The 14,155-nt window shown below is 61.3% G+C and carries 11 protein-coding genes; 5 read left to right on the forward strand and 6 right to left on the reverse strand.

The annotated features are described in order from the left end of the window. The first annotated feature begins 125 nt into the window (after positions 1 to 125). The 3 genes from shiA to ACOSV0_RS33125 all read left to right on the forward strand — a co-directional run bounded on the left by shiA (position 126) and on the right by ACOSV0_RS33125 (position 3,458). On the forward strand, positions 126 to 1,454 hold the full coding sequence (gene shiA / locus ACOSV0_RS33115) for a shikimate transporter (protein WP_434111813.1): 1,329 nt from the start codon (positions 126 to 128) through the stop codon (positions 1,452 to 1,454). 461 nt (positions 1,455 to 1,915) lie between these two features. Continuing rightward, entirely contained in the window at positions 1,916 to 3,319 is a 1,404-nt protein-coding gene (locus ACOSV0_RS33120) for an L-lactate MFS transporter (protein WP_434111815.1), read from the forward strand. Positions 3,320 to 3,329: 10 nt separating this feature from the next. Then, entirely contained in the window at positions 3,330 to 3,458 is a 129-nt protein-coding gene (locus ACOSV0_RS33125) for an MFS transporter small subunit (RefSeq protein WP_408441073.1), read from the forward strand. A gap of 94 nt (positions 3,459 to 3,552) precedes the next feature. On the opposite strand, the gene ACOSV0_RS33130 is transcribed toward ACOSV0_RS33125, so the two are convergent. Then, a complete protein-coding gene (locus ACOSV0_RS33130; RefSeq protein ID WP_434111817.1) occupies positions 3,553 to 6,393 on the reverse strand; it encodes a YadA-like family protein in 2,841 nt (946 codons plus the stop codon). Between the two features lie 1,045 nt (positions 6,394 to 7,438). Next, a complete protein-coding gene (locus ACOSV0_RS33135) occupies positions 7,439 to 8,350 on the reverse strand; it encodes a helix-turn-helix domain-containing protein (RefSeq protein WP_434111819.1) in 912 nt (303 codons plus the stop codon). A 184-nt stretch (positions 8,351 to 8,534) separates the two neighbouring features. Here ACOSV0_RS33135 and ACOSV0_RS33140 point away from each other — a divergent pair, with 184 nt between their 5' ends. Next, the gene (locus ACOSV0_RS33140) at positions 8,535 to 9,536 is read left to right on the forward strand and encodes an autoinducer binding domain-containing protein (protein WP_434111821.1); all 1,002 of its coding nucleotides are present in this window, start codon (positions 8,535 to 8,537) and stop codon (positions 9,534 to 9,536) included. 5 nt (positions 9,537 to 9,541) lie between these two features. Beyond that, positions 9,542 to 9,781 carry a hypothetical protein gene (locus ACOSV0_RS33145; RefSeq protein ID WP_434111823.1) on the forward strand — a complete coding sequence of 80 codons (240 nt, stop codon included), beginning with the start codon at positions 9,542 to 9,544 and terminating at the stop codon, positions 9,779 to 9,781. 54 nt (positions 9,782 to 9,835) lie between these two features. On the opposite strand, the gene ACOSV0_RS33150 is transcribed toward ACOSV0_RS33145, so the two are convergent. From ACOSV0_RS33150 to ACOSV0_RS33165, 4 genes are all read right to left on the reverse strand, one after another. Next, the gene (locus tag ACOSV0_RS33150) at positions 9,836 to 10,303 is read right to left on the reverse strand and encodes a GNAT family N-acetyltransferase (protein ID WP_434111825.1); all 468 of its coding nucleotides are present in this window, start codon (positions 10,301 to 10,303) and stop codon (positions 9,836 to 9,838) included. A 23-nt stretch (positions 10,304 to 10,326) separates the two neighbouring features. Then, a complete protein-coding gene (locus ACOSV0_RS33155; protein WP_434111827.1) occupies positions 10,327 to 12,108 on the reverse strand; it encodes a type III effector HrpK domain-containing protein in 1,782 nt (593 codons plus the stop codon). Between the two features lie 255 nt (positions 12,109 to 12,363). After that, positions 12,364 to 13,125, reverse strand: a complete 762-nt coding sequence (locus ACOSV0_RS33160) for an ABC transporter permease (RefSeq protein ID WP_093633049.1) — start codon at positions 13,123 to 13,125, stop codon at positions 12,364 to 12,366. Further along, on the reverse strand, positions 13,122 to 14,048 hold the full coding sequence (locus tag ACOSV0_RS33165) for an ABC transporter ATP-binding protein (protein ID WP_434115956.1): 927 nt from the start codon (positions 14,046 to 14,048) through the stop codon (positions 13,122 to 13,124). Before ACOSV0_RS33165 ends, ACOSV0_RS33160 begins: the two co-directional genes overlap by 4 nt. Positions 14,049 to 14,155: the final 107 nt, after the last annotated feature.

Below are 14,155 nucleotides of genomic sequence, written 5' to 3' on the forward strand. Positions count from 1 at the left end.
CGGATTGTGGGAAGCGCTTCTGATCATTAACCTTCGGGGAATCCTGTGATGAGCCCGCGGCGGCCACTGCCCTGCACCTGCTGCGCGCTTCCAGACAGCACTTCAGAATTCCAAGGAGACCCGTCATGAGTACCACCATCCCAAAAGCGCCGAAAACGGCCGTCGCCGATAACCGCTCGGCGCGCAGCCAGGCACGCAAGGCGGCGCTTGGCAGCTTCGTCGGCGCCGTAGTCGACTGGTACGATTTTCTGCTGTACGGCATCGTCGCCGCGCTCGTCTTCAACGCCGAGTTCTTCCCGAAGGTCAGCCCGGCAATGGGTACGCTCGCCGCATTCGCGACCTTCGGCGTCGGCTTCCTGTTCCGGCCGCTCGGCGGCTTTGTGTTCGGCCACTACGGCGACCGGCTCGGACGCAAGCGCATGCTGGTTCTCACAGTGATGATGATGGGTCTTTCCACCGCGGCAATCGGTTTGTTGCCCGCCTTCTCCAGCATCGGCTGGTGGGCGCCGGTGCTGCTCGTCACATTGCGCGCGATTCAGGGCTTCGCGGTCGGCGGCGAATGGGGCGGCGCGGCCTTGATGGCGGTCGAAAGCGCGCCGGAGAAGAAGAAGGCGTTCTACAGCAGCGGCGTGCAGGTCGGCTATGGCGTAGGTCTGGTGCTCTCGACCGGCCTGGTCGCGATCATCAGCCGCTCGATGGACAACGCGTCGTTTCTGAGTTGGGGCTGGCGCCTGCCCTTCCTCTTCAGTGTGGTGCTGGTGCTGATCGCGCTGTGGATCCGCTCGAGCATGGAGGAATCGAAGGAGTTCGTCGAGAAAGTCGGCGCGCACGGCGAGCGCAGCGTGCGGCTGCCGATCGTCGAGGCATTGCTGAAGCACCCCAAGGCTTTCCTGCTGATCATCGCGCTGCGGCTTGCCGAGTTGTTCACGATGTATATCGTGACGGCATTCGCACTGAACTATTCGACGGCCAATCTGCACATGCCGCGTGAGTTCTTCCTCTCGATCGGTCTGCTGGTCGGCGCGGTAAGCTGCGTGACGATTCCCTGCTTTGCCTGGCTGGCGGACCGTTTCGGCCGCCGGCGCGTGTATATCATCGGCGCGCTGATCGGCATGTTCAGCGCGGTGCCGTTCTTTCTCGCACTCGAAGCCCGCTCCACGGTGTGGATCGTGATCTTCGCCGTCATGCTCGCCAACGTCGCGCACGACATGGTCGTGAGCGTGCAGCAGCCGATGTTCACCGAACTGTTCGGCACCGAGTACCGCTATAGCGGCGCGGGCGTCGGTTATCAGGTGGCGAGCGTGGTCGGCGGCGGCTTCACGCCGTTTATCGCGGTGGCGCTGGTCAGCTTTGCCGGCGGCTCCTGGCATCCGGTCGCGGCCTATCTGGCGATCGGCTGCCTGATCTCTGTATTGGTAGCGGCGAAGATGAAGACGGGGCGCGCGGTCGCCTGATTCCTGCCGATAAGAATTGCGACGGGCCGGCTTGGCAAAGGTGCCACAGCCGGCCCGTCGGCTTTTGAACGGATGCTGGATTTCTCGCGGGTGGCGGTACGTCATCCGCTTCATGCCTCCTCGCTCATCTCCCTCAACACCCCGCTTTTTGCCGATTCCGGATGCTGATTACCCCGCATTCAGTAGGCCGTTCCTGGCGTTCGTGCCGCATTGCCGCATTTCGGCAAATTACGGTCGCATTTCACCAGGCTAATGCCTTATGCATTTATATCTCATATTGCAAACGCCAGGTTCACGCCCTATCGTTCGACGAAGCGAGTTTTGTCGGAATTTAGCGCTCACCATATGAAATAAAAATACATATATCAAGACCACATAAATCTGCAATTTTTACGCCGCGACACTAAAGCATTCCGTAAGAAACGCCGATAACAAAGCATTCGTCACACCGGAGACCGACCATGAGCAGTATCACCGAGCCGAGCGGGAATTCAGGCTCAGCACCATTCTTTTCCAAACAGGCCACCATTGCGAAACCGGGGTTTTCGCGCTGGATGGTTCCGCCCGCAGCGCTCGCTGTTCACCTGTGTATCGGTCAGGCGTACGCCTTCTCCGTATTCAACGGCCCGCTGACCAAAGTCATCGGCATTACGCAATCCGCCGCTGACGACTGGTCGCTAACCTCGCTCGGCTGGATCTTTTCGCTGGCGATCGTGTTCCTGGGTTTGTCGGCGGCGTTTGCCGGCAAGTGGCTCGAGCATGTCGGCCCGCGCCGCACGATGTTCACCGCTGCGTGCTGCTTCGGCGGCGGTTTCCTGGTTTCCGCGCTCGGCGTGTATCTGCATCAGATCGTGCTGCTCTATCTCGGCTACGGTGTGATCGGCGGGATCGGGCTCGGCCTTGGTTACGTCTCGCCGGTGTCGACGCTGATCCGCTGGTTCCCGGACCGTCGCGGCATGGCGACCGGCATGGCGATCATGGGCTTCGGCGGCGGTGCGATGATTGCCGCGCCGTTGTCGGTGGCACTGATGAACCATTTCCGCAGCGCGACCAGCATCGGCGTGGCAGAGACGTTCGTGGTGCTCGGCATTGCGTACTTCATCTCGATGTCGATCGGCGCACTGGCGATTCGCGTGCCGCCGGCGGACTGGAAGCCGGCCGGCTGGACACCGCCCGAGACCAGCCAGAAGAAGATGATCTCGCGTAACCACGTGCACATCGATCAGGCGTTGAAGACGCCGCAGTTTTATCTGATCTGGCTCGTGCTGTTCCTGAACGTGACGGCCGGCATCGGCATTCTCGGCCAGGCCTCGGTGATGATCCAGGAGAGCTTCAAGGACACCGTGACGGCTGCCGCGGCGGCTGGTTTCGTCGGTCTTCTGTCGCTGTTCAACATGGGTGGCCGTTTCGTATGGGCCTCGGCTTCGGACTGGATCGGCCGTAAGAACACTTACTTCATCTTCTTCGCGCTCGGCGCCGTGCTGTACTACCTCGTGCCCGGCTTCGCGGCTTCCGGCCAGATCGCCCTGTTCGTGCTCGCGTACTGCGTGATCCTGTCGATGTACGGCGGCGGCTTCGCCACGGTGCCCGCGTATCTCGCGGACATGTTCGGCACGGCGTTCGTCGGCGGTATTCACGGCCGCCTGCTGACCGCATGGGCAGCGGCCGGTGTCGCGGGTCCCGTGCTGGTGAATTACATTCGTGCGTATCAAGTGGCGCACGGCGTGGCAAAGGCGGATGCCTACACGATGACGATCCACATCATGGTTGTGCTGCTGGTGATCGGTTTCGTCTGCAATCTGCTGGTCAAGCGTGTCGACGACAAGCACCACATGACCGACGCACAACTCGCCAAAGGCGCCTAAGGAGACTCGCATGTCGACCGTTCAAGCCGTTCATCCGACCAACAAGGTCAAGCTCGCCGTCTTCTGGCTGTATGTGATGCTGCCGCTCGCGTGGGGCGTGATCAATACGCTCACGCAAGCGATGAAGCTGTTCAAGTAAGTGCTGTGCCACACCCCGCACAATCGAACGTGCGGGGTGTGGGAGACGCTTATCGAGGCGCGCGACTGCGCGCTCTCCTACCCTCCCTCCCCGGCTACCACTGGTACGCCGCACCGGCGGTGACTGTCGTCGCGGCAGAACTGATCCCTGCCCCGAGCTTCACCTTGAAGCTCTGCGTAACGCGCGCCGACAAACCGACCGCGACCGCCTGATAGCCCTTATAGCCGGCCGTGCCGACACCGATCGCCAGGTTTTTGTTCGCGTCGACCTCCGGAACCGCTGTCAACGCAATCGCCGACGCCGTGCCCGAATACGCATTGCGCGCGATTTCGTTCATGCCGCCCTGAAACTGCTGCATGTTCACGGCGTCGCCAGGCGCCTGTCCCGCCGCGACGTTCGTGATGCGGCGCTCGTTGCCAGCCGACCCGACCGAAACCGTATTCGACTGATCGGCAACCGAGCCCTCGCCAATCGCAACCGAGTTCGGCGCGCTCGCTATTGCACCGCCACCGATCGCCACCGTACTGTTGCCGATCGCCTGCGCCGCATTGCCTGAACTGTTGATAGCGACATATGAGGTGCCTGTGGCCTGAGTATTCTTCACGGCCTGACCCAGGTCTCCGATCTGCTGACCGAGATTGCCGATCTGCTGATTGGTGTTCCAAAGTTGCGCACCGGTGACGGCATCGCTGCTGGTCGCCGATACTTCGCCATCCTGCAGATTGGTGAGTGCGACCTTCGGCGCATTGGCGGCCGTGCCGCCGAGCGTAACCTTGTCGTGCGCGGAAGTGTCGTACTGAACAGCGTTCGCCACCGATCCGCTGATGTTGCTGATCGTGGTTTGCAGTCCGGCAATATCGCTGGTGTTCTGCGTTACGCGGCCGTCCAGATTGCTGATCGCACTGCCGACGTTGTTCACGACCGTGCCACCCACGCTGTACGACGGCGCCGTCACCGAACCGTCCGGATTGACCGTCGAGCCGCCGCCGAGCGCCACCGCCGTACTCGCTGCGTGCGTATAGAGTTGCGCCCCGTTGATCGCGTCGGTGCTGGCGGCATTGACCGCGCCAGGCGCCACACCGGTGAGCACCCGGTTGCCTGCTGTGCCGGCTATGTTGATCAGACTGCCGTCCGTCGCCGCACCGACGTTGATGACGCGCGACACAGTATCCTGCGTGACGATGCCGATCCCGCCGGTCTCCATGTTTTGCTGCAAAGTGGTAAGCCCGCTGTCGAGCGAGCCGAGCGCGTCGCCGACGGTGGTTTGCGTGCCGCCCTGCATGTGATAGGTGGGACCGGTGGACGAACCGTCGGCATTGATCTGCGCGCCGCCGCCGAGCGCAGCCACGATCGGTTTGACCTGGCCGACATTGACCGCGGACGTATCCGTGGTGCCCGCCGCGATGCCTGTCAGTTCGCGTGCCCCGCCTGTGCCGGTGAAATCGACACGAGCGCCGTCGAGGTCTTTGGCGACCGTGAGATTGCGCGATACCTGATCCTGCTGGACAAGGCCGATCTCGCCATTCGTGATCTGATTCGTGATATTGCTCACGTCTCCTTCGACCGTTGTGGTGCGCGCGTCGAGATTGGTAATCTGCGTGGTGTTGTTCGTGACACGCTGATCGAGGTCGGTGATGCTGCCGGTGTTGGCGGCGATGTCGCTGGTGTTCTGCGCCACCGCCTGATTGGTCGCGAACAGTTGTGAACCGTTCACGGCGTCCAGACTGTCGGCCGCGAGTGCCCCGGCCCGTACGTTGGTGATCCGCACCGGCGTGCCGGATTGACCGAAGGTCACGCTATCGTGCGCCGTAGTATCGTACTGGACCGCATCCGCCGCAGTCGCTGCGCCCTTGATGGCCAGTGCAGAAAGCGCCGAGCCGACGTCGCTGTAGGTTGCGCCTCCAATGGCGTACGTGGGCCTGGTGATCTGGCCGTCGCCGGCAACGTCCGCACCGCCGCCGATCCCAGCCAGCGCGCCTTTCAATTGCGCGATATTGACGGCGTCATGATTCTGCACACCAGCGGCGACATTCACAATCTGCCGCTGCAGCGTGCTGTTGCCCACCGAAATCACGTTGGCCTGGTCAACCAGGGAATCGGCGCCCAGCGCCACGGAGCCCTCGGCCGTGGCGGTCGCACCGGAGCCGAACGCAATCGCCCTGCTCGCCGGCGTGGTAACGAATGCATTGCTGCCCGCTGCGATGGAATCTTCCGCGTTGGTCTGAACGTTCGTGCCGATAGCCAGCGCGTTGACATTTTGTACCTTCGCGAGATACCCAATTGCCACGCCGTTATCGGCCTTGGAGCTGCTCGTAGCGCCGGCACCCACCACTGTTGCATTCACTGCAAGTGCCGCCGCCGCTGAACCCACCGCCGTGGTGCCATTCAACGACGCGCCCGACCTCGCGCCGACCGCCAGCGCATCATCACCCAGTGCGGTCGCGCCAACACCGACCGCCATGGCGTTCTCTCCATAGAGTGCAGTCGTTGTCAAAGCTGGCGTGGTCAGCGGACTCACAGCGATGAACTGCGTGACCGGTACATCGTCTGATAAAGCCACAGCGTCCGCCCTCAATAACCTGGGACTGTTTACCGTGGATGCAAGTGGCGGCGAAACTGCGGCCAGCAGGTCAGACGCCGTTCCGTCAATCCCGTTCATGATCGCATTGAGCGGCTTCTTCGACTCGTTGTCATTCAGCACGGACGCCGACAGCAACGTTCCCCCCGCCGCCGCGCAATCATTATGACTCACCCCGCATTCTTCAGCGCCGGCCGGCAACGGAAACGCCAATGCGCCCAACAATCCCGCGCTGGCGGCCACCAGCACGCCACATGCCGACGCGCCCCTCGCGCCACGGCTCTTCGCTACCTCGGACACGGCCACGTGCGTGCGAGTCGTTCTATTCCAGACAGTTTTGCAGATGTTATTCAACATTCCTCCCAATCTCTTTTATCGAATTCAGCCACCAAGATTCTTCTTAAGACATCCTAAATATTTCTCTTAAATGCAGAGAAACTTAAGAATGCATCGCGCTTTCACCTGATCGGCAAACGCGACGCTCATAGTGTGCCGTCAGCTTTTAATGCAGCGAATACGCAAACTCTTAAAAGCAATTTTTTAGCTTAAATAAGTACAAACGGCATACCCTGTTTAGGACGCAAAGTGCCAAACGTCTTAGATAAACGGAGTTATTTTTAGGCCATGCCGAGATACGCTCTTAGCGTTTCTCAAACCTTAAAGACAGGCATTAAGCCTATGACGTGACATCGTGCGTGACACGGATATCGAGCGAGAAAAATCAGCGGACAGTTTGATACCACTCACGGAGAGAGACTGGCTAAATGAAATGTCGAGGCGCGTCGGAAACGTAATTTCGAAAACCGTTTCCTCGCCCTGCTGCGTCGACGACGAGTCAGTCGGACGCCGGCTAAAACAAAACTGTGGGCGCAGCATTCTGTCGGCGGCATTCTGTCGGCGGATGCAATGCTTCGACAGATACAATGGCCACGCAACTGGTCAGTCCAGTTAGACCAGCCGCATCAACCGCACCTCGCGCAGGCCGTCGCCCGCTCATGGCAACCCGCCGCAAACTACAAAAAATGCCCGCAGGCGCAATGGTTTCCCTCGCCGCCGTACCACACCGTATAGTGAGGCCCGCACCGCCAGGGGCGGTCGGAACAGCATCAAGGCCCACCCGTGCCAGGTCGATCTCCAACCTCGCCACGAAAGTTCGTAGTTTGCAAGGCGCGCAATGCACAGCAAACTGCGAAAAGTGCGTGATTCCCGTTTCGGCGATTCAACCAACTTTGCCCTCGACGACCCACCGCGGCCAGCCTCGATACACTAGCCACGCGGCGGCCAGGCAATCCCGTGCTGCTCAGTGTCGACGCCGGCAAACGCCTGCGTGCCGTCAACCGTCTGCCGCCTGGGTATCGCACACAGCGAGCCACCCACACGATCCAGCCGCGCAACCCGACTCTCAGCCGCGCAGCCGGTAAGCAAGCGGTGTCACGCCGTAGCTACGCTTGAACTGCACGGAAAAATGACTGGCGTTTTCGAAACCAACCGCAATGGCGATTTGCAGCACCGGCTGATCGGTGGTGCGCAGCAGCCTCGCGGCTTCCTCGAGCCGCAAGCGCGTGACAAGCTGATGAGGCGTTTCACCCGTCTCGCGGCGGAACACACGAGCGAAATGAAAGCTGCTTAACCCGGCATGCGCGGCCAGTTCGCTAATGGCCAGATCGGCGGCAAGATTGGCGCGGATGTAATCGGTTACACGGCGAATGCGGCGCGGCACCAGCCGCTCGGGCTGCGGCGGCAGGCCGGCCTCGGCATGACGGCCGCGCGAGTAATGTTGCAACAGATGAGCGGCGAGCGCGTGAGCCAGCGCGTCGACATACAGCCGCGAGTCGGCAGGGTCGCTCGCGGCGCGATGTAATGCGCCAAGCATCGCGGCGATCAGTGGATCGTGAAACTGCATCGCGTCGCCCAGCGACAGCTCGCGTGAGCCGCCCAGCTCCATCTGGTCGGCGACGCTGTCGATCAGGCTGCGCTCCAGGTGCAAATGGACGGTCGACAGCGGCTCATCGCTGATCGAGCGCCAGCGCCACGAGATCGGCACGGGCGGCACGAACCAGACGTCGCCCACGCGCAGGTCGGCGCTCTCCCAGTGCCCGTTCAGGTTGCGCTCGAGGTGTTCGGCACCGCTGCCGAGCGTCATCAGTGTGACGTCCTGCAGGCCGGGCGCCTCCAGCAGTTCCTGCTCGGCCGGTTCGAGATACGAGCGCAGCACCAGATGCCGCCACGGGCGATTCTCGCTCGACACCAGTTTCTGGCCCGCCATATAGCGGTCGTAAGCGAGCGTCGTTGTCAGCCTTGGAATTTTTGCCATCACGTCTCTTTCTGGGAGGTCCCGTATGAACATGAACAAAGCCTGTCACACCCGCGTCGCCGGTTAGAGGTCAGCGCAAGATCTCAAAAATGATAGCAAGGAACCGGCTACCGTAATATTTGGAAATAGTTAATCATCCAGGTTGTCGTCCATCACGCGTTTCGAACGCTGGAGCTACCGTTTCATGGAACACGAATGCGATACGCTGCCGCATTGGCTGACTGGTTCGCCGCAAAGCGAAGCCAGTCACGTGTCGGCGGCTTACAACTCAGTGGTTACCGCACAACCGGCTTACCCGGCCGGCACGCGGCAACCCGAGAAATCAGCCCACGCGGCTGAAGCATCCAGGGCATCTACCCGCACCGCATCAGGCATCGTGCCCGCGGGTTTTCTCACGCTCTTCACCGAGGAGGAGATTGGCACGCCCTCGCCCGCCGCCCGGCGGGCCGCACCCGTAATCAGTCCGCTGGTGCGATTCGGCAGCGCGCAGGACCGCATCGAATTTGTGCGGCGGCGCATCAAGCAACTTGGCTTCGACTCGTTCAGCTATTCGGCCACGCGCACCACCGCGCATCACAAGTCGATGTTCGTGCTGACCAGCTACGAGTCGCAGGCATGGCTCACGCGTTATTTCCGCGAGCGTTATTTCGAGCTCGATCCGCGCGTGGCGCTGGCGTCGCCGACCGGCATGCCGCTCCTCTGGAGCACGGCCGATATGCGCGCCGACCTGCCGCGAGCCCAGATGCGCAGCGAGCGGCTCGGCGGGCTGATCGACATGCTGGAGGCCAACGGCCGCAAAAGCGGAATTCTCACGCAGATGCCGCTGCCCGAGCCGGAGCTGAGCGCGAGCCTGTGCTTCAACTCGGAGATCGGCAACCCGCGCTGGATGACGGAATCGATCGTGGCCGAGACGCTGATGTTCGCGCACACGATCCACGAGTTCATCTGGACGCACGCGAAAAGCGTGATCGGGATCGCGCCCGCGCAGCAGCAGCGCGTCACGCTGAGCGAATTGCAGCATGCGGTGCTGAAGGCCGTGGTGCAAGGGCAGCGCGACAAGGAAATCGCGTACTTCCTCGGGTTGTCGCCGCATAACGTCGACTATCACCTGCGGCGCCTGCGGCAGTTGTTCAATGTGCGCAATCGCGTGCAGTTGATCAATGTCGCGCAGGGGTATGTGACGTAAGCGAGGTGTCAAAGAACGCTGCGGCCGGCGCGCATGTCGAGCCGGCCGCAGCAACCCTGTCCATCACAGCCGCCTGTCTGCCAATCGTCGTGACCGGTTTCAGTATCGCGCCGGGCCGGGCGATCGCCGAAGCGGCTTACCCACAGACCACATCCCAACGCAACGACCTCTTCGATCGCGCGCGCCGCGGACAACAGCGCCGCTTCGCCACGCGGCTTACAGACGATCTGAATGCCGACCGCTGATTCGTTGATTGACGCATAGGGCCACTTTCGGAAAACAAGTGCCTTTGCCGTCAATCACGCGGCGATGGCGCTGCGATTCAATTCCCGCTGCAGTGCAGTGAAATATCGGCCGTGTAAAAACCGGCACTCCCGCTCGAGCATCCCATACATGATGAAGTCCTCGCGATCGCCCGCACCTTCGCGCATCACGCCTTCACGCACAAAGCCGAGATGTTCGTCGAGCAGTTGGGCACCGGCATTGTCGGCCCGCACGAGGCCGGTCACGCGATGGCATTGCAACACCTGGAATGGATACATGAACACGGCAGAAACGAACGCCGGCGTGATCAGATGGCGCGAGCCGCCGAGCGCGAAATGCATCAGTATGTTCGGCCCGTTGTGCCCTTGATAGACGACGCCCGCAACGATCTCGCCATTCTTCTCGAGCCCGATCGTCGAGCAATCGTCGTAGCGGCTTTCGCCGGTTTGCCTTGCGACGAAACGCATGACCTCTTCCTTCCGGTCGAATAGAACGCGGCGCATCGTATGACCTTGCTTCAGGCTGCTCAGCTCGGCAGCGGAATGCCGAACTGTTTCAGCGTTGGATTGACGTTATCGGCGAACTCGTTCTGGTGATGCTTTTTCTGCACCGCCTGGACGATGGCCATGACGATACCGGCGATACCGGCAATGCCCGCACCGACGGCCAGCACCGGCGCCGCGGCCGCAAGGCCGCCTGCCACTGCGCCCATCACGCCGTCGGCTGCCGCCGCGCCGCCTTCCGCACCGGCGACCGCGGCATCGGCCCCGGCCACTGCCCCCTCAGCACCTTCCGCCCCACCCGCGGCCCCCGCCGCGCCCGCGGCTTCGGCTGCGGCGCTGTCGCCGCCGATGCCCATGAAACCCTCTCCTTTGGCGAGATCGCTAAGGGACTGCGTCACGGTTTTGGCATCCTTCAGGCCGTCATGCACCTGATCGGCAACGTTCGAGGAGGATGACTGCGACTGACCGCCCGAACCGCCTACCGCTGAGCCAGCGTCGGCGCCGCCGTCGCCGCTCGCCTCGGAGAGGCCGCCCGCCTGCGCGAATTCACCGTCGAGGTTCTGCATCGCAGGCGGCACCGCTTGCTGCAGGTACGCCTGCGTCGCCGGATCGCCGGCAAGCGTCTGGATGTCCTGAGTCAGTGCGCTCACCGTCTTGCTGACATTGCGCAGACCGTCCGATCCGCCCGCCTGCACGTTCACGAGTGTCTGCATCAGCTTCACCATGACAGCGGCCTTCTGCTGCGGTGTGTAGTTCTGCGGATTGGCGAAGATGTCCTGATTCAGGTTACTGGTATCGGTGTTCGCGGTGATGTTCTGCAGGCTGGCATCTTCGAGGAAACTCTGGTTGCTCGATGCGCTGCTGGGCGCGTCGTTCGTGATGAAACTCGTGAGATTGTCGTCGCTGATTTTTCCGTCGGCCTTGCTGGTCGCCTTGTCGTCGCCGGCACGATCGAGCGCATCGAATGCGCCGCTTGTCGACCACGCCTGGGCAGCACTCTTCAGCGCGGAGCTGAAGCCCGCGTTGTCCTGCAGCTTGTCAACCTGCTGCTTCGTCGTTATCCCGCCACTGTTTTTCCCGCCGCTGTAGTTGTTGTTGTTTTTGCCGCCCTGATGGCCGGTCGACTCTCCTGCGATCGCGTTGTACGCCTGCAGCAATCCGGCAGACCGTACTTTGTTGAGCGAGGCCGCATCGGCGTCGGGATGTTTCTTCAGGTACGCCTTAACGTTGTTATCCGCTTGCGAGAGATTCGTATTGACCGAATTCAGCAGGCCCTTCAGCTTTTTCTGGTCGATGCTGCCATCGGAATTCAGCGCACCCGCGTTCTGCATCGCGCTCTTCAGCGACGGATTGTCATTGACGAACTGCATGGCGGCCTGCTTTTGCGCCGGCGTCGGCGGCTGTCCATTCGCGCCCGGCTGTCCTGACAGGATCTGCATTGCCGCGAGTGGCCGCTCGAGCGAGACGCCCTGACTGCTTGCCGCAAGGTCCGACCATTTGCCGAGATCCGACGAGTCGTTCTGCGCCGTGTAGCTATCCAGCTCGGAATAGGCGCCACCGCCCGCGTTCGCGTTCGCAGTCGAAACGGGCCGCCCTGTTTGCTGCGGGTTCGTTGTCTGACCCGGGGCAGACTGCGTGATCCCTTCCTGCATCTGCTTGTGCATCACGTTAGCCAGCAGGGTTTGAAGCTCAGTAATGAAATTCGCGTCTTCGCCGCTCTGCGACGAGTTCAGGCCTTCCCGCGGTATGCCCGACAACGTGCGGGATGACAGATCGGGGGCGAAAGCGATCGATAACTTGCTCATGACGGCAGGGCTCCATGCATAAGTACTCGCCGGGACGGGAAGCGCCTCCTAACGCCGGGGCGACGCCACCACGCCCTCATCGAGGGGTGTCCCATTATCCCTGGCACGAGCAGCCGGCTATGCAGCGGCTACCGAACACCTGTTGCGATTTGCGAAGATTTGCGAAGATTTGCAAGCGGTCCACGAACGACGCCTGTCAGAACAAGGCGTCGTGTTAGTGATTCGACGACAGCTGGATTTGAGTCGCTAACGCTGTCAGCTCTTGAGCCGATACCCGGTCTTGAAGATCCAGGCAACGATCACGAGAAACACGGCCAGAAACAGCGCGGTCATGCCGAGGCTGACACCGACATCCACATCGGCGAGACCATAGAAGCTCCAGCGAAATCCGCTGACCAGATAAACGATCGGATTGAACAGCGTCACGACCTTCCAGAAGGGCGGCAGCATATTGACCGCATAGAAACTGCCGCCGAGGAACGTGAGCGGCGTAATGATCAGAAGCGGCACGAGTTGCAGCTTCTCGAAGCTATCCGCCCAGATGCCGATAATGAAACCGAGCAGACTGAACGTCACCGCGGTCAGCACCAGGAACAGAATCATCCAGAACGGATGCTGCACTTGCAGCGGCACGAACAGGCCGGCGGTCGCCAGGATGATCAAGCCGAGCAGAATCGATTTGGTGGCCGCCGCACCCACATAGCTCACCACGATCTCCAGATACGACACCGGCGCCGACAGCAACTCGTAGATCGTGCCGGTAAAGCGCGGAAAGTAAATCCCGAACGACGCATTCGAAATGCTTTGCGACAGTAGCGACAGCATGATCAAACCCGGCACGATGAACGCGCCGTAGCTGATGCCGTCCACTTCCTTGATACGCGAACCGATTGCCGCGCCGAATACGACGAAGTAAAGCGAAGTCGAAATCACCGGCGCGATGATGCTCTGCATCAGCGTGCGCCAGGTGCGCGCCATCTCGAACTTGTAGATTGCGCGAATTGCGTAGATATTCATTGGTCACCTCGGAGCAGACTGACGAAGATGTCTTCGAGCGAACTTTGCGTCGTATGCAGATCCTTGAAGCGGATGCCGGCGTCGTCGAGCGCTTTGAGCAGCGCGATGATGTCCGTGCGTCCACCCTCGCCCTCGTACGTGTAGATCAACTCGTTGCCGCCCTTGGCGACGTCCAGTCCATAACCGGTCAGCGCCGGCGGCACTTCCGCGAGCGGGCTCTCCAGTTGCAGCGTCAACTGCTTCTTGCCGAGTTTGCGCATCAACTCCGTCTTCTCTTCCACCAGCATGATCTCGCCCGCATTGATCACGCCGATGCGGTCCGCCATTTCCTCGGCTTCGTCGATATAGTGGGTGGTGAGAATGATCGTCACACCGCTCGCGGCAAGCGAGCGCACCAGCTTCCACATGTCGCGGCGCAACTCCACGTCGACACCGGCCGTGGGTTCGTCGAGGAACAGCACGCGCGGTTCGTGCGAGAGCGCCTTTGCAATCAGCACGCGGCGCTTCATACCGCCCGACAGCGTAATGATCTTGCTATCGCGCTTTTCCCACAACGACAGGTCGCGCAACACCTTTTCAATGTATGCGGGGTTCTTCGGCTTGCCGAACAGTCCGCGGCTGAACGAAACAGTCGCCCAGACGGTTTCGAACGAGTCGGTGGTGAGTTCCTGCGGCACGAGGCCGATCAGCGAGCGCGCGCCGCGATAGTCCACCGCGATATCGCGGCCATCTACCGTCACGCCGCCGACGCTTGCCTTGACGATGCCGCAGATGATGCTGATGAGGGTGGTTTTGCCCGCCCCGTTCGGGCCCAGCAAGGCGAAGATTTCCCCGCGATTGATCTCCAGATTGATATTTTTGAGTGCATGAAAACCCGTGGCATAGGTTTTCGACAGGTTCGTGACCGAGACGATTGGCTGCATGGATTCGACGATGGCAGACACCGGTATTTGATTGGAGGGAGGCGGTGCGAATGCGCGACCGCACCCGCAATGTAAATGAAAGTGGGAAAGCGTGCAGCGTAACCACG

The sequence above is a fragment of the Paraburkholderia caffeinilytica genome (assembly GCF_051027425.1).
In the GTDB taxonomy this organism is placed as follows: Bacteria; Pseudomonadota; Gammaproteobacteria; order Burkholderiales; family Burkholderiaceae; genus Paraburkholderia; species Paraburkholderia caffeinilytica_A.